At 42.6% G+C, this 25518-nt stretch carries 22 protein-coding genes; 8 read left to right on the forward strand and 14 right to left on the reverse strand.

Annotated elements, in window-relative coordinates; translation table 11 throughout:
* Positions 1–37: 37 nt before the first annotated feature.
* From dxs to xseB, 3 genes are all read right to left on the reverse strand, one after another.
* Complete coding sequence (gene dxs, locus ACY3ZI_RS03875; RefSeq protein ID WP_487376013.1) at positions 38–1903, reverse strand: 1-deoxy-D-xylulose-5-phosphate synthase; 1866 nt, start codon at positions 1901–1903, stop codon at positions 38–40.
* A gap of 174 nt (positions 1904–2077) precedes the next feature.
* On the reverse strand, positions 2078–2995 hold the full coding sequence (gene ispA, locus ACY3ZI_RS03880) for a (2E,6E)-farnesyl diphosphate synthase (protein WP_211886640.1): 918 nt from the start codon (positions 2993–2995) through the stop codon (positions 2078–2080).
* A 3-nt stretch (positions 2996–2998) separates the two neighbouring features.
* Positions 2999–3250: an exodeoxyribonuclease VII small subunit gene (gene xseB / locus ACY3ZI_RS03885; protein WP_036953869.1), complete on the reverse strand. Its 252-nt coding sequence runs from the start codon at positions 3248–3250 to the stop codon at positions 2999–3001.
* A gap of 223 nt (positions 3251–3473) precedes the next feature.
* Here xseB and thiI point away from each other — a divergent pair, with 223 nt between their 5' ends.
* Positions 3474–4925 (forward strand): tRNA uracil 4-sulfurtransferase ThiI, encoded by a 1452-nt coding sequence (thiI, locus tag ACY3ZI_RS03890; protein ID WP_036953873.1) that lies wholly within the window; start codon positions 3474–3476, stop codon positions 4923–4925.
* Between the two features lie 54 nt (positions 4926–4979).
* Here the strand turns inward: thiI and yajL are convergent, their stop codons facing one another.
* Positions 4980–5573: a protein deglycase YajL gene (gene yajL, locus ACY3ZI_RS03895; RefSeq protein ID WP_211886638.1), complete on the reverse strand. Its 594-nt coding sequence runs from the start codon at positions 5571–5573 to the stop codon at positions 4980–4982.
* Positions 5536–6447, reverse strand: coding sequence for a 2-dehydropantoate 2-reductase (gene panE / locus ACY3ZI_RS03900; RefSeq protein ID WP_036953879.1), 912 nt, complete (start codon positions 6445–6447; stop codon positions 5536–5538). Before panE ends, yajL begins: the two co-directional genes overlap by 38 nt.
* Before the next feature lie 174 nt (positions 6448–6621).
* Here panE and ACY3ZI_RS03905 point away from each other — a divergent pair, with 174 nt between their 5' ends.
* Complete coding sequence (locus tag ACY3ZI_RS03905) at positions 6622–7113, forward strand: YajQ family cyclic di-GMP-binding protein (protein ID WP_036953882.1); 492 nt, start codon at positions 6622–6624, stop codon at positions 7111–7113.
* 76 nt (positions 7114–7189) lie between these two features.
* Here the strand turns inward: ACY3ZI_RS03905 and ACY3ZI_RS03910 are convergent, their stop codons facing one another.
* From ACY3ZI_RS03910 to ACY3ZI_RS03950, 9 genes are all read right to left on the reverse strand, one after another.
* Positions 7190–8551, reverse strand: coding sequence for an MFS transporter (locus ACY3ZI_RS03910; protein WP_487376017.1), 1362 nt, complete (start codon positions 8549–8551; stop codon positions 7190–7192).
* A 364-nt stretch (positions 8552–8915) separates the two neighbouring features.
* Positions 8916–9803 (reverse strand): heme o synthase, encoded by an 888-nt coding sequence (gene cyoE, locus ACY3ZI_RS03915; protein ID WP_036953887.1) that lies wholly within the window; start codon positions 9801–9803, stop codon positions 8916–8918.
* A 12-nt stretch (positions 9804–9815) separates the two neighbouring features.
* Positions 9816–10148 (reverse strand): cytochrome o ubiquinol oxidase subunit IV, encoded by a 333-nt coding sequence (locus ACY3ZI_RS03920; protein ID WP_006657209.1) that lies wholly within the window; start codon positions 10146–10148, stop codon positions 9816–9818.
* Positions 10149–10763 (reverse strand): cytochrome o ubiquinol oxidase subunit III, encoded by a 615-nt coding sequence (locus ACY3ZI_RS03925; RefSeq protein ID WP_036953890.1) that lies wholly within the window; start codon positions 10761–10763, stop codon positions 10149–10151.
* Positions 10753–12744 carry a cytochrome o ubiquinol oxidase subunit I gene (gene cyoB / locus ACY3ZI_RS03930; protein WP_487376019.1) on the reverse strand — a complete coding sequence of 664 codons (1992 nt, stop codon included), beginning with the start codon at positions 12742–12744 and terminating at the stop codon, positions 10753–10755. Before cyoB ends, ACY3ZI_RS03925 begins: the two co-directional genes overlap by 11 nt.
* A 4-nt stretch (positions 12745–12748) precedes the next feature.
* A complete protein-coding gene (cyoA, locus tag ACY3ZI_RS03935) occupies positions 12749–13741 on the reverse strand; it encodes a cytochrome o ubiquinol oxidase subunit II (RefSeq protein WP_487376021.1) in 993 nt (330 codons plus the stop codon).
* A gap of 426 nt (positions 13742–14167) precedes the next feature.
* Positions 14168–14941, reverse strand: a complete 774-nt coding sequence (locus ACY3ZI_RS03940; RefSeq protein ID WP_211886632.1) for a nucleoside-specific channel-forming Tsx family protein — start codon at positions 14939–14941, stop codon at positions 14168–14170.
* A gap of 283 nt (positions 14942–15224) precedes the next feature.
* Complete coding sequence (ampG, locus tag ACY3ZI_RS03945) at positions 15225–16745, reverse strand: muropeptide MFS transporter AmpG (RefSeq protein WP_487376023.1); 1521 nt, start codon at positions 16743–16745, stop codon at positions 15225–15227.
* Between the two features lie 184 nt (positions 16746–16929).
* Complete coding sequence (locus tag ACY3ZI_RS03950) at positions 16930–17511, reverse strand: YajG family lipoprotein (RefSeq protein ID WP_211886628.1); 582 nt, start codon at positions 17509–17511, stop codon at positions 16930–16932.
* A 262-nt stretch (positions 17512–17773) separates the two neighbouring features.
* Here ACY3ZI_RS03950 and bolA point away from each other — a divergent pair, with 262 nt between their 5' ends.
* From bolA to hupB, 6 genes are all read left to right on the forward strand, one after another.
* Positions 17774–18112, forward strand: coding sequence for a transcriptional regulator BolA (gene bolA, locus ACY3ZI_RS03955; protein WP_132496192.1), 339 nt, complete (start codon positions 17774–17776; stop codon positions 18110–18112).
* 339 nt (positions 18113–18451) lie between these two features.
* Complete coding sequence (tig, locus tag ACY3ZI_RS03960; RefSeq protein WP_036953907.1) at positions 18452–19756, forward strand: trigger factor; 1305 nt, start codon at positions 18452–18454, stop codon at positions 19754–19756.
* 516 nt (positions 19757–20272) lie between these two features.
* Positions 20273–20893: an ATP-dependent Clp endopeptidase proteolytic subunit ClpP gene (clpP, locus tag ACY3ZI_RS03965; protein WP_006657219.1), complete on the forward strand. Its 621-nt coding sequence runs from the start codon at positions 20273–20275 to the stop codon at positions 20891–20893.
* A gap of 117 nt (positions 20894–21010) precedes the next feature.
* Entirely contained in the window at positions 21011–22288 is a 1278-nt protein-coding gene (clpX, locus tag ACY3ZI_RS03970; RefSeq protein ID WP_006657220.1) for an ATP-dependent protease ATP-binding subunit ClpX, read from the forward strand.
* Between the two features lie 233 nt (positions 22289–22521).
* Positions 22522–24951, forward strand: a complete 2430-nt coding sequence (lon, locus tag ACY3ZI_RS03975; RefSeq protein WP_211886624.1) for an endopeptidase La — start codon at positions 22522–22524, stop codon at positions 24949–24951.
* A 238-nt stretch (positions 24952–25189) separates the two neighbouring features.
* Complete coding sequence (gene hupB, locus ACY3ZI_RS03980) at positions 25190–25465, forward strand: nucleoid-associated protein HU-beta (RefSeq protein WP_006662768.1); 276 nt, start codon at positions 25190–25192, stop codon at positions 25463–25465.
* The last annotated feature ends 53 nt before the right edge of the window (positions 25466–25518 follow it).

The raw sequence follows: 25518 nt of genomic DNA on the forward strand, positions 1-25518 counted from the left end.
CGTTACTTTTGTGGTAACGCCTTAATTTTTCTATAAGTTATTTATTCTGGTAAGTACTGATGGCGCTCACGATCCCTGTCGCGTCTAAACCGAGATCTGCTAATAACTCATCTTGAGTACCTTGAGGAATAAAGAAATCCGGTAGACCTAAATTCAGAACTGGCAGGATTTTCTTCTCGCTCATTAGGAATTCATTCACACCGCTGCCTGCACCGCCCATAATCGTATTTTCTTCCAACGTTACGATCAGGTCATGGGTATTGGCCATTTCTAAGATCAGCGCTTCATCTAATGGTTTCACAAAACGCATATCGACGACGGTGGCATTGATTTGTTCTGCGGCTTCTAAGGCGTTACTCAGTAATGTCCCAAAGCTGAGGATCGCCACTTTTTCGCCTTGGCGGCGGACAATCCCTTTACCAATTTCAAGCGGTGCTAATGGCATTAGCTCAGCCCCTGTACCTGCGCCACGAGGGTAGCGAACCGCGGTAGGACCTTCTTGATAATGGTAGCCAGTGTGCAGCATTTGACGGCATTCATTTTCATCACTTGGCGTCATGATCACCATTGTTGGGATGCAACGTAAGAATGAAATATCGAATGATCCTTGGTGAGTTTGACCATCAGCACCGACGATACCGGCACGGTCAATGGCAAACATCACTGGGAGTTTCTGGATGGCCACATCGTGGATCACTTGGTCGTAACCACGTTGTAAGAAGGTCGAGTAAATTGCCACGATCGGGTTATAACCCCCAATGGCAAGCCCTGCGGCGAAAGTGACGGCATGTTGCTCGGCAATCGCGACATCAAAATATTGGTCTGGGTACTCTTTCGAGAAACGCACCATACCAGAACCTTCACGCATCGCTGGGGTGACGGCCATCAGTTTATCGTCGTCTTTAGCTTCTTCACATAACCAATCCCCAAAAATTTTGGAGAATGTCGGTCTGGTATCTTTGCTTTTTGGTAACGTAAAAGTGGCAGGGTCAAACTTAGGTACGGCGTGCCAGCTAATTGGGTCTTTCTCTGCCGGCTCATAGCCACGACCTTTTTTGGTCATAATGTGCAGGAATTGAGGACCTTTTAACTCGCGCATATTTTTTAACGTTTGGATCAGCGCAATCACATCGTGTCCGTCAACAGGGCCAATGTAGTTAAAGCCTAATTCTTCAAACATGGTGCCAGGCACAACCATGCCTTTGATATGTTCTTCCGTTTTCTTGAGTAACTCTTTGATTGGCGGAATATTCGAGAAAACTTTCTTTCCACCTTCACGCAGCGTGGTATATAGCTTGCCGGAAAGTAAATGGGCTAAATGGTTATTCAGCGCGCCAACGTTTTCTGAAATCGACATTTCATTGTCGTTGAGGATCACCAGCATATCGGGCGCAGCATCCCCAGCATGGTTCATGGCTTCGAAAGCCATACCCGCAGTAATGGCGCCATCACCGATAACACAAACTGTTTTGCGGTTTTTATCTTCTTTTTCCGCGGCGATAGCCATACCTAAACCGGCACTAATGGAGGTTGAGGAATGACCAACACTAAGAATGTCGTACTCGCTTTCAGCACGCCATGGGAATGGATGTAACCCATTTTTTTGACGAATGGTGTCGATTCTGTCACGGCGCCCAGTCAAAATTTTGTGTGGGTACGCTTGATGACCGACGTCCCAAACAAGATTATCAAACGGGGTTTTATAGACATAATGTAGAGCAACAGTTAATTCAATGGCGCCCAATCCAGAGGCAAAGTGACCGCTCGAGCGACTGACGCTATTTAATAGAAATTGTCTCAGTTCATCACAAAGCTTTGGCAAGCTTTCTTTTGGCAGAAGGCGCAGTTCATCAGGCGTCTCTGCCAGTGCCAGCGTTGGATATTTCGCGGTATCTATACTCATTAGGTGCTCACTACTTAAATTAATTAGGGCGATGCCTGTTAACGTCGAGCGGTTGCTGACCGTGATTTTTGTGTGTTGAACGTATTTTATAAGTTGTCACAACGGCTCTAAGTTACTCAGGTAATCAATGTTATAATTATCGGTCTTATCTATACCAAAAGGCAAAGTATATTGTTAGCTTTTGCGCTCAATGACAAAATTGGCTAAAGCTCTCAATAACTCTGTATTGTAACCTTGGGATTGCAATGATTCTAAAGCCGCGATCGCATCTTGATAGAGCTCTTTGGCTTTTTGTTGGGCAGCTTCAAGACCTAACAGTGATGGATAAGTGCTTTTTTCATGTTGTTCATCAGCACCTTGGCGTTTGCCTGTCACTGCGCTGTCTCCGATGACGTCTAGAATATCGTCTTGAACTTGAAAGGCAAGCCCAATAGATTCGGCGTATTTATCTAAACTAGCTAATGCTTGATGACCTTTATGACCTGCGGCATAGGCGCCGAGACGAATAGCGGCTCGGATTAATGCGCCAGTTTTATGCTGGTGGATACGCTCGAGTGAAATCAGATCAACGTGCTTGCCTTCAGCATCAAGATCCAATGCTTGTCCACCGCACATACCCGCTAAACCGCTGGCATAAGCCAGTTCTGCAATCATCGCAATGCGGTCTTTATCGGACACATCGAACATAGGGGCGCTGGAGAGTAATTGGAATGCGAATGTTTGTAAGGCATCTCCGGCGAGTACGGCATTACCTTCACCAAACTTTATGTGGCAAGTTGGTTGCCCACGACGCAGGTCGTCGTCGTCCATAGCAGGTAAATCATCATGGATCAGCGAATAAGCATGGATGCATTCTACAGCGGCAGCGGGTGCATCTAAGCTATCCAGGCTAACGCCCAGCATTTCACCGACGGCATACGTTAAGAAAGGGCGTAAGCGCTTACCACCAAGTAAAGTGCCATATTTCATGGCTTGTGCTAATGGCAGATCAGCAAAAGGGAGCGCATCTAATGAGGTTAATAAGTATTGATTAACTCTATCGTGAGCTTGGCGTTGCTGGCGCACAAAGGTGTCTGGGTGTTGTTCGGACATAATTTATTCTGTATCAGGTGAGAAATCGTCGAGGGCTTTATTTTCGTCATCGCTCAGCAAAATTTGTACACGTTGCTCTGCTTGCTGAAGGACTTTTTGACCTTGCTTAGCAATTTGGACGCCTCGCTCAAATTCGTTTAAGGCATCTTCCAAAGGTAGCTCTCCGGATTCTAGGCGAGCGACAATTTGCTCAAGCTCTTGAAGGGAGTTTTCAAAACTAACAGTGGGAACTTGCTGAGATTTTTCTTTAGCCATAATCGTTAATCACTAATGTTAAATCACTTAAAAGTGGGGGAAACTTTAATTATTGTGCAGACTAACTTAGTCTCGCAATGGTTACAATTTATTATTGGTGTTTTTAGATTCAGTACGCAAGATAGTGCTATAATACGCCTCTTTATTGACAACTGGTAAAGTGCACGACAGTCACTTTTTCGCAACGTCCGTTTGCCCCACTAACCAAGAACATGCCACGACTATGAAGTTTATTATTAAGTTATTCCCAGAAATCACTATCAAAAGCCAAACAGTTAGACTCCGTTTTATTAAAATTCTAACCAGTAATATCCGCAATGTATTGAAGAGTCTTGGCGAAGAGATCTCGGTTGTCCGTAATTGGGATAACATTGAAGTGCGTGTTAAAGGGGAATCAAAGCACGACGAAATTTGTGACATGCTGAGCCGCATTCCCGGCATCCACCACATCTTAGAAGTGGAAGAGAAGCCTTTCACCAGTTTACACCATATTTTTGAAATGACACTGGAAGCCTACGGGGCATCAGTGGAGAACAAAACGTTCTGTGTGCGTGTGAAGCGCCGTGGTAAACACGAATTTTCATCCATTGATGCAGAGCGTTATATTGGTGGCGGTTTAAATCAGCATATCGCTTCCGCAAAAGTGAAACTGAAAGATCCTGATACCACCGTACATCTGGAAATTGAAGATGACAATTTGATCCTCGTGAAAGCGCGTATCGAAGGGATCGGCGGCTTCCCAATTGGTACACAAGAAGATGTACTGTCACTGATTTCAGGTGGTTTTGACTCCGGGGTTTCCAGCTATATGTTAATGCGCCGTGGTTGCCGAGTGCATTACTGCTTCTTTAATCTCGGCGGTGCTGCCCATGAAATTGGCGTAAAGCAAATTGCTCACTATTTATGGAACCGCTTTGGCAGCTCCCATAAAGTGCGTTTTATTGCCGTTAACTTTGAACCTGTTGTGGCTGAGATTTTAGAGAAAGTCGATGACGGTCAAATGGGTGTCGTATTAAAACGTATGATGGTACGTGCGGCTTCTAAAGTGGCTGAGCGCTATGGCGTTCAAGCTATCGTAACGGGTGAAGCACTGGGACAGGTTTCTAGCCAAACGCTAACTAACTTACGTTTAATTGATAATGCGTCAGATACCTTAGTGTTACGTCCGCTGATCTCTCACGATAAAGAACACATTATCAAGTTAGCTCGTCAAATTGGTACGGAAGATTTCGCGAAAACCATGCCGGAATATTGCGGTGTGATTTCGAAAAGCCCAACCGTGAAAGCGGTGAAAGCACGTATTGAAGCGGAAGAAGAGAACTTTGATTTTGGTATCTTAGAGTCTGTCGTTGAGCAGGCACAAAACATTGATATTCGCCAGATCGCGCAAGAAAGTCTTGAGAAAGTACCTGAAGTTGAGATGGTCAGCCAACTTTCGGCAGATAATGAAGTTATCTTAGATATTCGCTCAATCGATGAGTTTGAAGATAAGCCATTGAAGGTCGAAGGAATTGAAATTAAACATATTCCATTCTACAAACTGGGCACGCAATTTGGTGATTTACCAAAAGAGAAAACGTACCTGTTGTATTGCGACCGTGGTGTAATGAGCCGTCTGCAAGCATTGTACTTGAAAGAGCAAGGCTTTGAGAATATTAAGGTTTATCGCCCGTAAGTTGTCAGGTGATATTGAATGAAAAAGCGAGCTGATTAGCTCGCTTTTTTGTTTCTAATCTTCCAGATAATCATTAATGCCCGGTGGCAAAACGAGTTGTGAGGCGACATTGGCAGCGGTTTCTCGCCCTTGCAATAATTCAATTAATTTCAGTGCAAAGTCAAAGGCTGTCGCAGGACCTTGGCTAGTCAGTAAATTCACTCGCTCATCAAAGTAGACGCGCTTATCGACCCATTTATGGGCTGGAATTTTATCTCGCATGCTTGGAAAACCAGTCATGTTTCCGAGAGGAAATAGTTGGTGGTATTCCAAAACTAATGCAGGGGCGGCACAAATGGCTGCCACAATTTTTCCATCTAAATGCATGCGCCTGACTTTCTCAACCACCAGTGGGCTATCACGAAAAGCTTCTGCACCGGCTAGACCGCCGGGTAACACGATGGCGTCAAAAGGTTCGTCCGCAACGCGGATGATGGGCAGGTCAGCAACGAGTTTAATACCTCGAGATGCGGTTATCTCTAACGCTCCGTTTTCCGTCACACTGGCTAATGTCACCTGTATTCCGGCACGAACCAGTAAATCGGCAGTAGTGACGGTTTCAATTTCTTCACTACCATTGGCGATGCATATCAGCACGGAGGTTGTCATAACTTTGTTCTCTATTTTTAATTAAGTGGTACAAACGATCATTCTCAGGGGTGGCTAAGCCATGAGCTCGGGCTTTTTTGATTAAGAAGCCCGTGATGTAATCAATTTCAGTTCTGCGATGATGTCGCACATCTTGTAGCATGGATGAATAGTTTTCTGAGGTTTGATGAATAATGTCATAGACGCGTTCAGTCATCTCTTCTTTATCAGTATGCAATCCCTCGGCAACCATCACTTGGCAGCATTCATCTATGACCCGAACAATCTGTTCTGGATAGTGAATGATTTGCCCATTGGTACAATTGTGTTCCGTGGAAAGCGGGTTTATCACGCAATTAACCACCAGTTTTCGCCAAATAGTATTGAGGATTTGATTATGCCATGCCACATCCGGTAGGGCTTCATGCAAAATATTGGCGATAGGGTAATAAGCTTCTGCTTGAGAGTTGACGGCGCCGATATGAGTGATGCCGCTAGCAATATGAAAAACTTGGTTGTTATCTTGCCATGCCGCATGAGTTGTAACTCCGCTCAAAAATGGATGGCGCAATGTGCCTAACTCTTCCAATGTACCTAACCCGTTATGCAGTAAGAGAATCGGGCTAGTTTCAGGAATGATGGGCAGCAAGGGCAATAAGGCATCTGAAACTTGCCATGCTTTCAAACAGACAATCACTAATTCGCTTGTGTGTAGATGCTGATGATTATTGCAAGGAATTAATTCGCGGAAAATTTTATCGTCAGGTCCATTAACATCAACAAATAAGTCGGATTGAGCAACTCGCAGCCATCCTTGGACATCGTGTCCTTGTGAGGAAAGGGCGGCTAGCCAAAGTTTACCAATAGCACCACAGCCAATCAGGGTTATTTTCATCGATTTTCCCTACTATCTGAGAGCGGTTGATTTGGATTAATAACCGCCATCATAGCGATTTTAATAGGATATCCAAATAATTAGTTGTGTTATACAAGTGAGCCAATCTGACAACATGGAGTGTCATGGGCAAATAAGCTATTATAAGCCTATTGATTATAGGAGAGCGTTAAAATGCCATCATTTGATATTGTATCTGAAGTTGAAATGAGTGAAGTCCGCAATGCGGTAGAAAATGCTCAGCGCGAACTTACTAGCCGCTGGGATTTTAAAAATATCACTGCAAGCTTTGAACTGAACGATAAGAATGAGTCTATCAAAGTGACCAGTGAATCCGATTTCCAAGTTTTACAACTGCTTGATATTTTAAGAGAGAAAATGGCAAAACGGGGAATTGATGGCGCAGTGCTGAATGTCCCTGAAGATATTGTACATAGTGGTAAAACTTACAGCGTGGAAGTGACTTTAAAACAAGGCATTGAAGCGAGTATGGCGAAGAAAGTTGTTAAGCTGATTAAAGACAGCAAGTTGAAAGTGCAGGCGCAAATTCAAGGTGAACAAGTGCGTGTAACGGGCAAAGCGCGAGATGATTTGCAAGCTGTTATGGCGTTAGTCCGTGGCGGCAATTTAGGTCAACCATTCCAGTTCAATAACTTCCGCGACTAATTGATAAGCGTGTTTTAGTTATTGAAAATAGCCCGCGATATTGCGGGCTATTTGTTATTTATAAGATTACATATGATTAAGCATGAACAATGGCTTCAAGCTCTGCTCGGTTAACCACTTTTTTATCAATCTTGATATAAATACTCATCTCTTCAGCAATCACAACCACATCAAGCACACCGTTCATGGCTATTAACTGTTCCTGAAGCTTACTGATATTTTTAAAACGATGCGGGAGAACCATGCGAATACTGCTGACGTAAGGCGGTTGTTTCATGGTTAAGCTGATAACGAACCAGATAACGCAAAGTAGTAATCCGCCGATAAATACGGTACTGGCCCCTTCAAATTTATACAACCAGCCGCCCAGAATTCCGCCTAAGGCTACTCCTAGAAATTGGCTGGTGGAGTAGACGCCCATGGCTGTGCCTTTGTATCCGGCAGGCGCTTCTTTACTGATCAGGGACGGCAAAATGGCTTCCATCACGTTAAATGCAATAAAGAACAGTTGGATCCCTAAGAAGATAATCCAAAGTTGGCGACCTGATTGCCATAAAACAATTTCCGCAGCCGCTAAGAGCAAAATGCAGAACAGGAAAACCTGCTTCATCTTGCGCTGTTTTTCCGCGTAAATAATAAAAGGAAGTACGCAAACAAAGGCGACTAACATGGTGACTAAATACGCTTTCCAGTGATCTTTTGCCAAGTAACCGGCATCGGCCATGATCAAGGGGAGGGCGACAAAGCTGGACATTAACAGTGTATGTAGGCTTAAAATCCCAACATTCAGCTTGAGAAGTTGAGAGTTAAGTAAAACGGCTTTTAAATTGCTTTTAACAAAAGCAGATTCACGGTTTACAACATGGTGAGTATTGTTAGGTACCACAAAGATAGTAACGAAAATAGCGCCGACGGCTAATAAAGTGATTCCCCAAAATAAACCGCTTAAACCAACGGCATGGGTTACAATCGGTCCTAAAACTAAGGCAATAGCAAACGTTACGCCAAAGCTTATACCTAAAAATGCCATCGCTTTTGTACGATTTTGTTCACGGGTCAAATCCGATAACAAGGCCATAACGGCAGCAGAGATAGCGCCAGCTCCCTGTAAAGCTCGACCAATAATAATGCCCCAAATAGAATCGCTTAATGCGGCAATGACGCTGCCCATAATAAATATCAGCAACCCAAAAATAATCAGTGGTTTGCGACCAATACGGTCAGACATTAAACCAAAAGGGATTTGAAAAACAGCTTGGCTAAGCCCATAAATACCGATCGCCAAGCCAATCAAAAACTCGTTAGCGCCCTGTAAGTGCATCCCATAGCTGGTGAGGATCGGGAGCACCATAAACATGCCGAGCATGCGAAGGGAGAATACGGATCCTAGTCCCCAAGTGGCGCGGAGTTCTAGGTGGGTCATTTTATTATCATTCATAAAAATACTCGTTATATTTTGAGCTGTAGCGGTGTTGGCTACGCTCACTAACCCTAGTCACGTAGTTATCTACGTTCCTAGGGATTAGCTTCACTTGCCGCCTTGCTACAACCCAAACTATTTAGAGTATTAAATCTTAATGAGCTTAAATTATTCTTTTTATTTCGGGTTGTAGCTGTTTTGGTGTTAATTTAAAGATAAATCAGTCAGTTAGGTTGTTATTATATAAAGACATTGGCTTATTGATAGCAGGCGGCTATTTAACCATAAAAATCATCACAAAAATATTCGCAGACAAAGAAAAACGGCGGGAAGTTTGCACTCCCCGCCGTTTGAACACATTTATTGTCAATAATGCAATAAATTATCGGACTAACGCTATAACAGTATCGCTTGTAACGGTTGGGTCAACTGACATCATCACACTCAGCGAAGTAATCGCTACGATGGAGAAGATGAACAGCTTACGCGCCCAAACTCGGTCGTCATTTTCGGTTTTGAAACCAGAAATTGCCATACCAAGCCACCATAAGCTAACCGCAGCGCCGACAACCAGATATTTATAGCCCGCGTATCCGCTAATCGCTAACATTAATGTAGCGACCATAAACGCAAGGATATACAAGAAGATATGAGTCTTAGCGACAGATATGCCCTTGATCACGGGTAACACCGGAATGTTTGCGGCTTTGTAATCCTTAAAGCGGAAAATTGCGATGGCATATGAGTGCGGCATCTGCCACAAGCTGAATATTAACAGCAGGATTAAGGCTCCAGCGTCAAATTCATTTGTGACAGCGCAGTAGCCGATAACCGGTGGTGCTGCGCCAGATAGGCTGCCAATCAACGTGCCATAAACAGATTTACGCTTCATGTACAGGCTATACACGCCCACGTACACAATGAAACCAATGAGTGCAAGGAGCATTGCCAGAGCATTGGCTGCTACGAGTAGCAGCACCATGCCAGCAATACCTAATGCAGCAGCGTAAATCAGGCTAACTTTCGGGTCAATCAGCCCTTTAACTAAAGGGCGATTCTTAGTTCTTTCCATGATACGGTCAATATCACGGTCGATGTAGTTGTTAAATACACAACCAGAAGCCACGACCAATGATACACCCAGCAAAGTCGCAATAAACAGCGGGTAGTCAATTGACCCTTTAGAGGCCAGCAGAAAACCGCCGATCACAGAAATCAGATTTCCGAATATAATTCCTGGTTTGGTCACTTGCAGGTATTGCTTAAACATATCGGCAACTCTTTAGTCGAGCATCATATTGATGTTCAGGTTGTACATAATCCACAGAGAGCCAATAACAACGATACCGATGATTAGCATAGTGAACAGGAATGCAATCAGGTTCCAGCGCTCATCTGATGATGTATTCATGTGTAAGAAACAAACAAGGTGTACAAGGATTTGCACAACAGCCATTCCAACAACAGTTGCTAGAATAACGCCTTGTGAAGCTGTTCCATTCATCACCATCCAGAAAGGGATTACAGTCAGGATAACTGACAGAATAAAGCCAATCAGGTATGTCTTAACGCTACCGTGGCTTGCTCCAGTATGAGCATCTTTTGCATGACTCATTTAAATAGCCCCCAGAAGATAAACAACGGTAAATACACAGATCCAAACAACATCTAAGAAGTGCCAGAACAGGCTCAGGCAGTTCAGACGGGTTTTGTTAACTGCAGTCAGACCACGACGACAGTTTTGGATAATCATCAGAATGATCCAAACCAGACCACAAGTTACGTGGATACCGTGAGTCGCAACTAATGCGAAGAAAGCAGATAAGAAGCCACTGCGATCTGGGCCGTAGCCTTCAGCGATCAGTTCGTGGAACTCATAAACTTCCATAACAACGAAGCCAAGACCAAATAAGAAAGTAATGAACAGCCATAAGTTAACGGCAGCCACTTTCTCTTTGTGCATTGCAATCATTGCAAAACCGTAGGTGATACTACTGAATAACAGTAAGAATGTTTCACCTAATACGAACTGCAAACTAAAGATGTCTTTACCAGCAGGACCGCCAGCAGTGCCATCAGATAAAACCACGTAAGTTGCAAACAAGCTAGCAAACAGGATCAGGTCACTCATTAAGTAGATCCAGAATCCGAATACTTTTGTTGCACCCGCATCGTGGTGCCCATGCTCTGCATGGGCTACATTATGATTAGTCATTGTATTAGTTGACATCGTTCACACCTGCCTTACGTAATTCTTCAAAGTGCTTATTCTCGATTTGTTCGATTTCAGCCACAGGTACGTAGTAATCAACATCTTCGTCGAAGCTTTTTGCAATCCAAGTAACAATCATGCCACCGAAACCAACGATTGCCAGCCACCAGATGTGCCAGATCATTGCGAAACCAAAAATCAAGCTAAATGCAGCGATGATAACGCCAGCGCCTGTATTTTTCGGCATATGAATTTCTTCATATGAAGTAGGTTTCTTATGAGCGATACCTTTCTCTTTCATATCCCACCAAGCATCGCGAGTTTGAATCTGTGGTTCAACAGCGAAGTTGTAGAATGGTGCCGGAGAAGAAGTTGCCCACTCCAGAGTACGTCCACCCCATGGGTCACCGGTTAAATCACGGTTTTCATGACGGTCACGGATACTCACGATAATTTGGATAACTTGGCAAGCAATACCCAGAGCAATCAGACCTGCACCACACGCAGCTGCAACCAGCATACCGTGATAGGTTGGGTCAATATTTTGGCTCAGACGACGGGTCATACCCATAAAGCCAAGGATATATAACGGCATGAATGCTAAGAAGAAACCAGTGATCCAGAACCAGAAGGCACGAACACCCCATTTCTCATTCAGCGTGAAGCCGTAAGCTTTCGGGAACCAGTAAGTCATACCAGCGAAGCATCCGAATACCACACCACCGATAATAACGTTATGGAAGTGAGCAATCAGGAACAGGCTGTTGTGCAGAACGAAGTTCGCACCTGGAACCGCTAACAGAACACCAGTCATACCACCCACAGAGAAGGTGATGATAAAACCGATAGTCCATAACATTGGTGATTTGAACTCGATACGACCTTGGTACATGGTGAACAGCCAGTTGAAAATCTTAACCCCTGTAGGGATTGCGATAATCATCGTAGCGATACCAAAGAAGGCGTTAACGTTCGCACCTGAACCCATCGTAAAGAAGTGGTGTAACCATACGATGAAGGACATCACGGTGATAACGATGGTTGCCCACACTAGTGAGGTATAACCAAACAGACGCTTTTTCGAGAAGGTTGCTGCAATTTCTGAGAACACACCGAACACTGGCAGAACAAGGATATACACCTCAGGGTGACCCCATGCCCAAATCAGGTTGATGTACATCATCATGTTGCCGCCCATATCGTTAGTGAAGAAATGGGTGCCCAGATAACGGTCTAATGTCAGTAACGTGATAGTCACTGTCAGAATTGGGAATGCTGCAATAATCAGGATGTTGGTACAGAATGCTGCCCAGCTAAATACTGGCATTTTCATCATCGACATACCCGGTGCACGCATGCGGATAATGGTCGCGAAGAAGTTAACACCTGTTAATAGCGTACCGATACCGGATATCTGGAGACTCCATATCCAATAATCGACCCCGACTCCCGGGTTGTACTCCAAGCCGGACAGAGGAGGGTATGCTAACCAACCAGTTTGTGCGAATTCACCTACCCCTAATGAGATGTTGATTAATACAACACCCACTACGAAGAACCAGAAGCTCAGGGAGTTAAGGAATGGGAATGCAACGTCACGGGCACCAATTTGCAGAGGAACAACTAAGTTCATCAGACCGACAACAAATGGAGTTGCCATGAAGAAAATCATGATAACGCCGTGCGCTGTAAAGATCTGATCATAGTGGTGAGGGTTTAAGAAACCTTCTTGACCCGCTGAAGCCAGCACTTGCTGGCCACGCATCATGATCGCATCCGCGAATCCACGGAATAACATCACCATCGCAACGATGATGTACATAATACCAATTTTTTTATGGTCAACAGAGGTTAACCACTCTTTCCACAGCCATTTCCATCTTCCGAAATAGGTGATTGCACCGACTAAGCCAAGTCCGCCGAGGACAATGGCAATCAGTGTAATAACGATAATCGGTTCATGAAGTGGAACTGCGTCCAGTGTTAATTTTCCAAACATGCCCTTATTCCTCAGCGCCTGCATGAGCGTTATGGCTCATATGCATTGATTGACCTGTAGATTCTTGCGCTTGAGCAGTGTTGCCCATGTGCATAGAATGATTTGCTTCATTATTCGCATCTACAGGAGCGTGACCTTTATGGTGCTCATGACCAAACTTCATAATAATGTCTTCATAAAGTTTAGGTTTCACGCTAGAGAAGTAGGTAACAGGAACGTTCATGCTAGGTTTAGCAACTTCGTCGAATGCCTGCATCGTATCCATAGTTTTTGGTGATGCTTTTACTTTCTGTACCCACTCATCGAAGCCTTGGCGATCTGCTGTTGCAATAGCATTAAACTTCATATCTGAGAACCCGTGACCGCTATAGCTTGCTGAGAAGCCTTTATAGGTACCTGGTTCGTTAGCGATTAAGTGAAGTTTTGTCTGCATACCCGCCATCGCGTAGATCTGTCCACCTAAAGATGGGATGAAGAATGAGTTCATCACAGAATCAGACGTGATTTTGAAGTTTACAGGAACACCAGTAGGGAATGCGATTTCATTGACTGTAGCAATGCCTTGATCTGGATAGATAAAGATCCATTTCCAGTCAGCTGAAATAACTTGAATGGTAATAGGTTCCTGATCACTAACTAATGGCTGATACGGGTCCAGCTCATGAGTCGTTTTCCAAGTGATAGCACCTAGAATAATGATAATAATGATAGGAACTGTCCAACAGACTAACTCAATTTTGTTAGAGTGAGCCCAGTTAGGACGGTAGGTAGCTGACTTATTGGATTCACGATATTTTACAGCGAAGATAATCGCCATGAAAATAACAGGAATCACAACAAGGAGCATCAAACCAATTGCAATAAGAATCAGTTCTTTTTGTTTTACGCCAACGGCGCCTTTCGGATCCATCAACACCATATCACAACCGCCTAATAATAAGGCTGCTGCAACAAGTGAGATTGCTCCAATGCTTTTTTTGTAGTTCATAAGTCTCATCCACGACCCCAAATGACAAGAATCTAATTGTCGTTTCATCAGTGCGGGCATTTTACGGTAAGGTTGTGCGAGTGTAAATGATTGTAAGGTAAAGAAACGGAATTGTTAGCTCTTTATGTTAATATGATCACATGTAAAGCTTTTGCTTCTAAAAAGTTAAAATTGCTGCTAATTATAGGTATGTTTTGATAAAACAGTATGAATACTAAATTATCTTGGTAATTTTTCAAAGAAAAATATATACAAAATTGACAAAAAAATGTGAAAACTGCTTGGATTGTTAAGATATTCCGTAGGGGAAATTACTGATTATATTGCCGATAAAGTGAAATTGGCTACTTTACCGGCAAAATAATAAAGAAAAATTGTTACATTTTTGAAACTAAAGGAAATATGTTAAAAATATAAACAATATTTCCTTAGTCACTAGAAGTTATACTTTAATGTATAAATGATTGCATCTTGGTAGAAATCATCACCTAACTTATTGTCAGCATAACGATATTGAACACCAGCAGCTAAATTTGGCGTGGCGTTCCACCAGAAAGCTAATGCACCGTTCACGCCATCACGACCACCGTTACCATAACGCTCATGACGTGCAAATTCCATTTCATGCCAGTTAGTGATCATGAAATCTTCTTGGAACATTTTGAAGTTGTAACCTGCAACCCAACCAACCACATAGCCGTTATTACCGGAATAATAGGTTTGGTCAACATAGTGCATAGCTACGAAAGGTTTGAACCACAGATCGCCAATTGAGGTGTTATAACCGATACCATACAGTGTGTTGACTTCGTGGAAGTTGCCGCCGTGTTTGTCACCTGGTAAAGACCAAGTACCATAAACGTGGCCGTATAAGTTGAATCCAGTATCTGCGATATAGACGCGAGCTGTTGTTTTCAGCGTATAACGCTGGTTTTTGCCTGGATCTTCATGCTGTTTATTAAATGGGTTTTCAACGTCAAAGAAACCATATAATTCACCCCAATTAAAATTAGCGCCACCTTCTAATTCGAAGTAAGCGAAATCTTCCTTATGGGTTGTATTTTTAGATTTATTTTCTGTATGACGGGACCAGTCGAGATAGTTCACGTTGATATCTGCGAAACCATTCTGATACCCAAGAAAATTTTCAGCATTCGCGGTCCCTGCCAATGATGCTAGAGCAGCAGCACAGAGTAGTGTTTTTTTCATAAGACATTATTTTCGTTTATGTATTAATAAAAATTAGTTGTTACGCAAATTTTTAGCTTGTCAACTAACCATCCTCAAACATGTGAGATATTAAGCTTTCAATTTGTAATTAAAAAATATCTTTCATAAAATTAGTGATTTACATCACGCTTTTATCAATCTTTAAGCGATATTTGCAAGAGGGATCTAATTTGCGAAAAAAGGAGAGATTCCCCAAATTAATTAGTTTAACTTGGGGGAGTCGTGAGCTGAATAGAATGGGAATCAATCAAAAATATCAGAATTATTTATGTTTTATGGCTTTGCGGACAGCGAGGAAATCGAGGGTTCCACCAACAATAAGGCTGATAGCACCAATGGCTATACCAATGTTAAATATGAGATTCTGATAAGTCGGGAGCGCTAACCACAGGGATATATGGGAAGTAAACAAGTAAACTTTCACGCCTGCAAATGATGTGATTAGTAAACTAATTAACCAAACCGCCAATATAGATGCTGCTGCCATTAGCGCATAAACCGCGATTTTATATTCTCGAGGGAAAAACTCTCTGCGTTGAAACTCTCCCGTATCTTGGGTGTATAACAATGAAGTTCGGCAAGCGAGTAGCAATAAAACCCCCGGTACTGCAACGCCGATGGAAATTAAGTAGAACATTGGCCAGCCGTAGGTGCTGACAAAAATACTTGCGACGGGACCGATATAGACACGGCCTACAGCGGATAATGCTGAAAGCAAGGCAAATTGAGTGGCTGATAAAGACTTATTACATAAGGTCATTAATAAGGCGACAAATGCCGCAGTTCCCATTCCTGAAAAGATATTTTCGAGGAAGATAATAGATCCCATGCTGATAATATTTGGCGGTGTTACTGCGAGGAACCAGTAGCCAATATTCGAACCACCTTGGAGCACACCGAAGACAAATAATGCTTTAAATAGGCTCATATTTTTCATCAGATACCCCCCAAATAGGGCTCCGATGATTGTAGCCGCCATACCAACGGTTTTATTTACTGTACCCACTTCGCTCAAACTAAAGCCAAGAGCATTGAGTAAAAAGTTGGTATTTAGCGCCATAACGAAAGCATCACCCATCTTATAAAAGATGAGCAGCAACAAAATCAGCCATGCATTATTTCGGCTAAAAAATTCGGCAAGTGGCTCATAAATAGCATCTTTTAATGAAGTTGGTGGGGCGGTATTTTCTTGGGGCTCTTTTGCGAATAGGGTAGCGAAGATCCCAATAAACATTAGCCCAGCCATAAACAAGTAAAGCTGTTGCCACGTTAAGAACTTATCAGCAAGCCAAAGTGCTAATCCCCCAGAAACCAGCATACTAATACGATAGCCCATGACCGATGTTGCTGCACCAATACCTCGCTCTTCTGCGCTTAATAAATCTGTTTTATAGGCATCAAAAACAATATCTTGGGATGCGGAACAGAAAGCTACAGTGACTGCTAGTGCAGCTAACCACCAAAGATGTTCCGACGGATTCATAAAACTCATGCCTGCAATGCTAATCACAAGCAAAATTTGCGTTGTTAATAACCACCCTCTGCGGCGCCCTAAAAATGAGGGTGTATAGCGATCCATCATGGGGGACCATAGAAATTTTAGAACGTAGGCCTGACCGACGAGAGAAAAGAAACCGATGGTTTTAATGTCAATTTTTTCAACGGTTAACCAAGCTTGTAATGTTCCAGCAGTTAATGCCAAGGGCAACCCTGAGACGAATCCCAGTAAAATTAAGGTCACATTATTGGGCAGTGTAAATCTGGGTAGTGTAAAACGTGGCATTATTCCCTCATCGCCTGGATCTAGTGTATTACGTTGCGCGAAGAATGGCGCAGTAGAAAGATAAAACAACCCAAGCTATTTATATTAAAGAAATAACTTGGGTTAGTAGGACACAGTAGACTGTTTTTTTGCAGCCTCTAATGAACCAGAATGATACTAGTATGAAATCATTCTTGATGCGCGATTAATACCGTGAATTTTGTCTGATAAAATCGGCGAGCTCTTGGTCTTTCGCCATATCTGAAATTAAATCACTTAAAGCAAGGTTAATTGCCGCAGCAATTTTTTCATTGGTTGCGCCTAATGCTCCTTGGGTATTGTAATTACGGGTATAAGTCCGGCTCTTAGTTGAGCCATTTGGTGCGGTCGCATTAACGACAACGCTGGAGTTAACCGTAATATTATGGCGTAAACTTCCTTCACTCACTTGCGTGTTCAATTTGTTTAATTGAACCACTAAGTTGATATTGGCGGGAGAAGTCACCATGAAACCACGAGCGGCCATCTGCTTTTCTACAGCTTCTTGCATTAGATAACGCGGATCGCGAGAGGGATTAAGCACCTCTAAAGTACCGTTTCTGTTAATTTCAGCCAAGGAGCGATTTGTACGGTTATCAACGCTACTCACACTAATTGAAGTTGCATTGAGCGTCGGGTTTTTGGCTGGTAATGCAATTTTAGGTTCGAGGGACAGCGTATTAGACGGTGCAGTACAGCCCGCTAATAGAAATAACGCAAAAAGTGGAAAACACAGTTTTCTTAACATAATTCTTCCCAGTTCATCTTTCCTAATTGAAAATGTTCCGTTATGGTTCGGGGTGCAACAACTCACACTATTAGACAACAGTTTGAGAAAAAATTCGCATAAATGTGCAGTCGATGAACATTTTGCATTCCCAGACCATAGTTTCAACAATGTAGATGCTATTATCCGCTATTTCTATAATAAGAAGATAGTTACCAGCAGCGTGATTGGGTGATTTTTTTCAAATGTGCTTTAGCGTTTTTTAATTAACTTAGGAGTCTCTATGGACGCCAATATGCCACAAACTATGCAGTCTCGCGTGAGTGAAAAGCTACAGTCTGCATTTGAACCTGAACACATGGAGGTGATTAATGAAAGTCATCAGCATAATGTGTTACCCGGTTCAGAGAGCCATTTCAAAGTGGTTTTAGTCAGTGATAAATTTGAAAACAAACGTATGATTGGTCGTCACCGTGAAATTTATGCTATTTTGGCTGACGAGCTTGCAGGTGGGATCCATGCTTTAGCCTTACACACTTATACTCCGAAAGAGTGGAATGAATTAGCGAGTACAGCGCTAAAATCACCTGCTTGTCGTGGTGTTGGTGGTGTGAATCGCTAATTAAGCATCTTGATGACATATGAATATTAATAGTGTATTTATCAAGTGGCTGTAAGTGATCGTTTTTTCCTCAATTTGAGAGAGGAAAATGAATTTTTAGTCAGAAAAGTCACAAATAAAGAGGAATGATCGCTTCTTTTATCGGCTTTTCTCGACTCAGGGCGCATGCATCGGTATAATGCTGCGTCTAATTTTCAGTAAGGTTTCGGGACGCTTCTGATATCAGGGATGACCGTTATGAAAGTAACGCCCCCGGTTCTGGAAGGGAGATTGCCATTATGATTTAATGGCATAACTCTGGAGTAGACCGATCACTAAGATTTATTTTGAGGTAAGAAGATGCAAGTTTCTGTTGAAACGACTCAAGGCCTTGGGCGTCGTGTAACAATCACCGTTCCTGCCACTGATATTGAAAAAGCGCTGAATAGCGAGCTGGTTAACGTTGCTAAAAAAGTCCGTGTTGATGGTTTCCGTAAAGGGAAAGTGCCAATGCACATCGTTAAACAACGCTACGGTGCGTCTGTAATGCAAGACGTTCTGGGCGATGTTATGCAACGTAACTTTATCAATGCAATCATTGAACAAAAAATCAACCCAGCTGGCGCGCCAAGCTACAAGCCAGAAATGTTCGAAGACGGTAAAGACTTCGTTTACGCGGTTGAATTCGAAGTGTACCCAGAAATCGAATTAAAAGGTTTTGAAACTATCGAAGTTGAAAAACCAGCTGTAACCGTGAAAGACGAAGACCTCAACGACATGCTGGAAACTCTGCGTAAGCAACAAGCACAGTGGAAAGAAGTTGAAGATGCAGCAGCTGCTGATTCACGTATCACTATTAACTTCACAGGTTCTATCGACGGTGAAGAATTTGAAGGTGGTAAAGCTGAAGATTTCGCACTGGTTATGGGCGAAGGTCGTATGATCCCAGGCTTCGAAGAAGGCGTTGTTGGTCATAAAGCTGGTGAAGAATTCGATATCGAAGTTAACTTCCCAGAAGATTACCATGCAGAAAACCTGAAAGGTAAAGCGGCTAAATTCGCAATCGTTCTGAAGAAAGTTGAACAGCGTGAACTGCCAGAATTTACTGAAGAATTCGTTAAGCGTTTCGGTATTGCTGACGGTTCAGTAGAAGGTCTGCGTGCAGAAGTTCGTAAAAACATGGAACGTGAGCTGAAAAATGCAGTTCGTAACCGTGTTAAAGCGCAAGTTCTGGAAGGTCTGGTTAACGCTAACGAAATCGAAGTCCCAGCAGCAGTTGTTGATGGTGAAATCGATGTTCTGCGTCGTCAAGCTGCACAGCGTTTTGGTGGCAACGAAAAACAAGCGATGGAATTACCACGTGAACTGTTCGAAGAACAAGCTAAACGTCGCGTAATTGTTGGTCTGCTGTTAGGCGAAGTTATCCGTACTAACGAGCTGAAAGCTGACGAAGATCGTGTTAAAGCACTGATCGAAGACATGGCTTCTGCTTACGAAGATCCATCAGAAGTTATCGAATACTACAGCAAAAATGAAGAGCTGATGAACAGTGTTCGTAACTTAGCATTAGAAGAGCAAGCTGTAGAAACTATTCTGGCAGCGGCTAAAGTAACTGAAAAAGAAACTAACTTCACTGAGCTGATGAACCAAGTTCAAGCTGGTTAATTTTTCTTTTTAGCAGTACTCTTCTTTTTAGAAGTACAAAGCAAAACCCGTGGTGTTTCACTGCGGGTTTTTTGTCAATTAGCGTCGTAATATTTAGACTTTGTGCAAATCATCTTGAAAATTACATTTAAACCCTAATTATAATAAGAGTCATCAAGATATCGTTCGCTAGATGATGATGGGATTTTTGTGTGGAACACATTTTTCGACAGTATAAAACCGTGTAACTAGATAGACTTGTGTTAAACTCTGTAACAGAGCGTCTTGCCTATCGCTGAGTTTTCAACTGTATTCTGGCTTAATTCTTTAGCGACTTTTTAACTAAGATTTAAAAAAGTGACTAAAATAATGAAGTAAGTGAAGAGTATAAGCAGGCAGACACAGCTAACTTCGAAAGAGTGTTTTTTAGAAATATTGTTTTTTAGAAATATTGTTTGTAGCACGAGCCCTGCCCAAAATGGCGGACAGACAGCAAATTAGGCGCAAGCACCAGAAAGTTTTTAATAGGAGATTTCGATGTCACATTTTGGCGGTCAGGAGCAGTTAGCATCCCAAATGGCACTTGTGCCAATGGTTATCGAGCAAACCTCTCGAGGTGAGCGCTCATATGATATTTATTCACGTCTATTAAAAGAACGTATTATCTTCCTGACTGGTCAGGTGGAAGATCATATGGCGAACTTAATTGTCGCTCAAATGCTATTTCTTGAAGCAGAAAACCCAGAGAAAGATATTCAACTTTATATTAACTCACCAGGTGGCGTGATTACTGCAGGGATGTCAATTTACGACACCATGCAATTTATCAAACCTGATGTGAGCACTATCTGTATGGGACAAGCGTGCTCAATGGGTGCGTTTTTATTAACCGCAGGTACAAAAGGTAAACGTTTCTGCTTACCAAACTCTCGCGTCATGATCCACCAACCATTAGGTGGTTATCAAGGACAAGCGACAGACATTGAAATTCACGCTCAAGAAATCTTGAAAGTGAAATCGCGCATGAATGAATTGATGGCCCAACATACTGGGAAATCCATTGAAGAAATTAGTCGTGACACAGAGCGTGACCGTTTCTTATCAGCAAATGAAGCTAAAGAATATGGTCTGGTTGATCATATTTATACCAGCCGTTAATTTGTAAATATTTTGATATAATTAGTTTATATCCTAAAGTTTTTGAAAATTTGTTGCCTTGTTTTGCTGCGAAAGTTAGATAAAACAAGGTATTATAAATATAAGTGAGGTCTACTGATGACAGATAAACGCAAAGAGGGAGCAGGTAAATTGCTGTACTGTTCTTTCTGCGGAAAAAGTCAGCATGAAGTGCGTAAGCTGATTGCCGGTCCGTCAGTCTATATTTGTGATGAATGCGTGGATTTATGCCTCGATATCATCCGTGAAGAGATCAAAGAACTGGCTCCGCATCGCGAGCGTAGTGAGTTGCCAACTCCCCACGAAATCAGACAGCATCTTGACGACTACGTTATTGGTCAAGAAAAAGCGAAAAAAGTATTAGCGGTTGCTGTTTATAACCACTACAAACGTCTACGTAATGGCGATAAAACCAGCGATGGTGTTGAATTAGGCAAAAGTAACATTCTGCTCATTGGTCCAACGGGTAGTGGTAAAACTTTATTAGCAGAAACGTTAGCTCGCTATTTAGATGTGCCATTCACTATGGCGGATGCGACCACATTAACTGAAGCGGGTTACGTGGGTGAAGACGTTGAAAATATCATCCAGAAGCTGCTACAAAAATGCGACTATGATGTTGAGAAAGCTCAACGTGGTATCGTCTATATTGATGAAATTGATAAAATTTCTCGTAAATCCGATAACCCATCCATCACGCGTGACGTATCAGGTGAAGGGGTGCAGCAAGCATTACTGAAACTGATTGAAGGCACTGTAGCCGCGGTTCCGCCACAAGGCGGTCGTAAGCATCCGCAACAAGAGTTTTTACAGGTAGATACCTCGAAAATTCTGTTTATCTGTGGCGGTGCATTTGCCGGGTTGGATAAAGTTATTGGTCAACGTCTGAATACTCGTTCAGGTATTGGTTTTGCGGCGCAAGTTAAAGGTGAATCAGAGAAGGCAACCGAAGGTGAGTTACTCACTCAAGCTGAGCCTGAAGATCTCATTAAATTTGGTTTGATTCCTGAGTTTATCGGTCGTCTACCTGTGGTTGCCACCTTGACTGAACTGAGTGAAGAAGCACTGATTCAGATCTTAAAAGAGCCTAAAAACGCATTGACTAAACAGTATCAAGCGCTGTTTAACCTCGAAGGCACTGAGTTAGAGTTTCGTGAAGAAGCATTAACGGCGATAGCGAAAAAAGCGATGGCACGTAAAACCGGTGCTCGTGGCTTACGTTCAATCGTCGAAGCTGCTCTACTTAACACCATGTACGATCTACCTTCAATGAGTGATGTTGAGAAAGTCGTTGTAGATGAAAATGTGATTAATGAACAGTCAGAACCACTGTTAATCTACAGCAAACCGGATGCTCAAGCTTCTGGCGATAATTAACTTCTCGTCTGTGTTCAATAAATAATCAATCAAAATGAGGGGTAACCCTCATTTTGTTTTTTATGCTTAACTAACCATTGAATGCTAAAATCTTGTCCCCATATAGTTTATATTCTTAGTTGTGGTTTCCTTATTTTGAAAGAGCACTGTTTATATCACAGTGTTTTACAAGAATTTTTTCTGTTATAAGCAGAAACCCTTAACTGGCGTGTGCTAAACGAAGAGAGAGCTTTATGAATCCAGAGCGTTCCGAACGCATTGAAATACCAGTATTGCCTCTGCGTGATGTAGTGGTGTACCCACATATGGTGATCCCACTGTTTGTTGGACGTGAAAAATCCATTCACAGTCTGGAAGCAGCAATGGATCATGATAAGCAAGTGATGCTGGTTGCGCAAAAAGAAGCCTCAACCGATGAACCTGGGGTGAATGATTTATTTACTGTTGGGACAATTGCATCTGTGATCCAGATGCTGAAACTACCTGACGGTACTGTTAAAGTGCTAGTTGAAGGACTACGTCGTGCTCGCATTACTAGCCTGACCGATAACGGCGAGTATTTCTTAGCACAAGCTGAATATCTAGCAAATGATAGTGCGAAAGCGGCTATCTATGATGACGCATCAAAAGTGCCAAGCACTGCGGAATTGGTTGACGAAAAAGAGCAAGAAGTATTATATCGCACGATTGTTAGCCAGTTCGAAAGCTACATCAAACTGAACAAAAAAATTCCACCTGAAGTTCTGACCTCACTGCATGCGATTGAGCAAGACCAGCTAGATAAACTGGCTGATACGATTGCTTCACACATGCCGTTAAAACTGGCAGACAAACAGCGCGTTTTAGAAATGGCAAACATTGCTGAACGTGTTGAGTTCCTGATGGCAATGATGGAATCAGAAACTGAGTTACTGCAAGTTGAAAAACGCATTCGTAACCGCGTGAAAAAACAGATGGAAAAAAGCCAGCGCGAGTACTATTTGAATGAGCAAATGAAAGCGATTCAAAAAGAACTTGGCGAAATGGATGATGCTCCAGATGAAAATGAATCGCTGAAACGCAAAATCGAAGAAGCGAAAATGCCAAAAGAGGCACAAGAAAAAGCCGAAGCGGAATTGCAGAAGCTGAAAATGATGTCTCCAATGTCAGCTGAAGCGACTGTGGTTCGTAGCTACATTGATTGGATGGTTCAGGTTCCGTGGCATAAGCGCAGTAAAGTCAAAAAAGATTTAGTGAAAGCGCAAGAAGTGCTCGATACAGATCACTATGGCTTAGAGCGCGTTAAAGACCGTATCCTTGAATACCTCGCGGTTCAAAGCCGTGTTAGTAAAATCAAAGGGCCAATCTTATGCTTAGTCGGACCTCCAGGGGTTGGTAAAACGTCTCTGGGGCAATCTATCGCTAAAGCAACAGGGCGTGAATATACCCGTATGGCTCTGGGTGGGGTTCGTGACGAAGCGGAAATCCGTGGTCACCGTCGTACTTATATTGGTTCAATGCCGGGTAAACTTATCCAGAAAATGGCGAAAGTAGGGGTTAAAAACCCACTATTTTTACTGGATGAAATCGATAAAATGTCTTCAGACATGCGTGGAGATCCTGCATCAGCACTGTTAGAAGTGTTAGATCCAGAACAAAACGTTGCATTCAACGACCATTATCTGGAAGTTGATTATGACCTGTCTGACGTGATGTTTGTGGCAACATCGAACTCGATGAATATCCCTGCACCATTATTAGACCGTATGGAAGTGATCCGTCTGTCTGGTTATACCGAAGACGAAAAACTGAATATTGCTAAGAGACATTTACTATCTAAGCAAATTGAGCGTAATGCCTTGAAAAAAGGCGAGTTATCTATCGATGATGGCGCAATTATGAGCATCATTCGTTACTACACTCGTGAAGCTGGCGTGCGTGGATTAGAACGTGAAATTTCTAAACTGTGCCGTAAAGCCGTTAAAGCATTGCTGATGGATAAAAAACTGAAGCATATTGAGATCACTGCGGATAATCTGAAGGATTATTTAGGTGTTCGTCGCTTTGACTACGGTCATGCTGATACCGAAAACCGAGTAGGGCAAGTGACTGGTTTAGCATGGACAGAGGTTGGTGGTGACTTACTTACCATTGAGACAGCCTGTGTACCGGGCAAAGGTAAGTTAACTTACACTGGTTCTCTGGGTGAAGTGATGCAAGAATCAATTCAAACAGCGCTGACAGTGGTACGTGCTCGTGCAGAAAAACTGGGTATTAACGGTGACTTCTATGAAAAACGTGATATTCACGTTCACGTACCAGAAGGCGCAACACCGAAAGATGGTCCAAGTGCGGGTATCGCAATGTCAACGGCACTGGTTTCTTGCTTAACGGGTAACCCTGTAAAAGCGGATGTGGCGATGACCGGTGAAATCACGTTACGCGGTTTAGTATTACCAATTGGTGGGCTGAAAGAAAAATTACTGGCAGCTCATCGTGGTGGTATTAAAACGGTTCTTATCCCTGATGATAACAAACGTGATTTAGAAGAAATTCCTCAGAATGTGATTGCTGATTTGCAAATCCATCCTGTTAAGACAATTGAAGAAGTCCTCTCATTAGCATTAGTCAATCCTCCTTTTGGGGCTGAAGTGGTCCAAAAGAAAGCTAAAAGAGTGAGCTGAATCAAGAAGCTTGTATAAAATTAAGGCTGACAGCTAATTTAGGGCTTGTCAGCCTTTTTTTTCGTGGTTACTTTAGCGAAGATTCTGATAATGGTTAGCGTGCTATCTGTTTTCTTGCCATTAATATTCAGGATTGATATAACGGCTGCATCATTAATTAACTATACTTAGTAATGTTAACTATACTGTAGTTGGTTAATTAACCGATAAAGTCAAAACTAATATGGGGATGATAATAGTGAATAAGTCTCAACTGATTGAAAAAATCGCTGCAGAAGCGAACATTTCTAAAGCCGCAGCAGGTCGCGTAGTCGATGCTTTCGTTGCTTCTGTAACGACTTCTCTGAGCAAGGGTGATGATGTTACTTTAGTTGGTTTTGGTACTTTTAATGTACGTCAACGCGCAGCACGTACAGGTCGTAACCCGCAGACAGGTAAAGAAATTAAAATCGCTGCGGCAAAAGTTCCTGCATTCCGTGCAGGCAAAGGTCTTAAAGACGCTGTTAACGGTTAATTGAGTTTAGTTTCGTCTTTCACGCATTTTTGCGAAAACTCAAACTGACGTAA

This window comes from Providencia sp. LY12, assembly GCF_057621555.1.

Bases quoted from the DNA above. Each gene is read 5' to 3' on its own strand.
- clpP (WP_006657219.1), top strand. From the start codon at position 20,273: ATGTCACATTTTGGCGGTCAGGAGCAGTTAGCATCCCAAATGGCACTT.
- bolA (WP_132496192.1), top strand. From the start codon at position 17,774: ATGGACGCCAATATGCCACAAACTATGCAGTCTCGCGTGAGTGAAAAG.
- dxs (WP_487376013.1), bottom strand. From the start codon at position 1,903: ATGAGTATAGATACCGCGAAATATCCAACGCTGGCACTGGCAGAGACG.
- clpX (WP_006657220.1), top strand. From the start codon at position 21,011: ATGACAGATAAACGCAAAGAGGGAGCAGGTAAATTGCTGTACTGTTCT.
- panE (WP_036953879.1), bottom strand. From the start codon at position 6,447: ATGAAAATAACCCTGATTGGCTGTGGTGCTATTGGTAAACTTTGGCTA.
- thiI (WP_036953873.1), top strand. From the start codon at position 3,474: ATGAAGTTTATTATTAAGTTATTCCCAGAAATCACTATCAAAAGCCAA.
- cyoE (WP_036953887.1), bottom strand. From the start codon at position 9,803: ATGTTTAAGCAATACCTGCAAGTGACCAAACCAGGAATTATATTCGGA.
- ACY3ZI_RS03950 (WP_211886628.1), bottom strand. From the start codon at position 17,511: ATGTTAAGAAAACTGTGTTTTCCACTTTTTGCGTTATTTCTATTAGCG.
- ACY3ZI_RS03910 (WP_487376017.1), bottom strand. From the start codon at position 8,551: ATGAATGATAATAAAATGACCCACCTAGAACTCCGCGCCACTTGGGGA.
- ACY3ZI_RS03925 (WP_036953890.1), bottom strand. From the start codon at position 10,763: ATGTCAACTAATACAATGACTAATCATAATGTAGCCCATGCAGAGCAT.
- cyoB (WP_487376019.1), bottom strand. From the start codon at position 12,744: ATGTTTGGAAAATTAACACTGGACGCAGTTCCACTTCATGAACCGATT.
- xseB (WP_036953869.1), bottom strand. From the start codon at position 3,250: ATGGCTAAAGAAAAATCTCAGCAAGTTCCCACTGTTAGTTTTGAAAAC.
- lon (WP_211886624.1), top strand. From the start codon at position 22,522: ATGAATCCAGAGCGTTCCGAACGCATTGAAATACCAGTATTGCCTCTG.
- yajL (WP_211886638.1), bottom strand. From the start codon at position 5,573: ATGACAACCTCCGTGCTGATATGCATCGCCAATGGTAGTGAAGAAATT.
- cyoA (WP_487376021.1), bottom strand. From the start codon at position 13,741: ATGAGACTTATGAACTACAAAAAAAGCATTGGAGCAATCTCACTTGTT.
- ACY3ZI_RS03920 (WP_006657209.1), bottom strand. From the start codon at position 10,148: ATGAGTCATGCAAAAGATGCTCATACTGGAGCAAGCCACGGTAGCGTT.
- ampG (WP_487376023.1), bottom strand. From the start codon at position 16,745: ATGCCACGTTTTACACTACCCAGATTTACACTGCCCAATAATGTGACC.
- ACY3ZI_RS03905 (WP_036953882.1), top strand. From the start codon at position 6,622: ATGCCATCATTTGATATTGTATCTGAAGTTGAAATGAGTGAAGTCCGC.
- tig (WP_036953907.1), top strand. From the start codon at position 18,452: ATGCAAGTTTCTGTTGAAACGACTCAAGGCCTTGGGCGTCGTGTAACA.
- ACY3ZI_RS03940 (WP_211886632.1), bottom strand. From the start codon at position 14,941: ATGAAAAAAACACTACTCTGTGCTGCTGCTCTAGCATCATTGGCAGGG.
- ispA (WP_211886640.1), bottom strand. From the start codon at position 2,995: ATGTCCGAACAACACCCAGACACCTTTGTGCGCCAGCAACGCCAAGCT.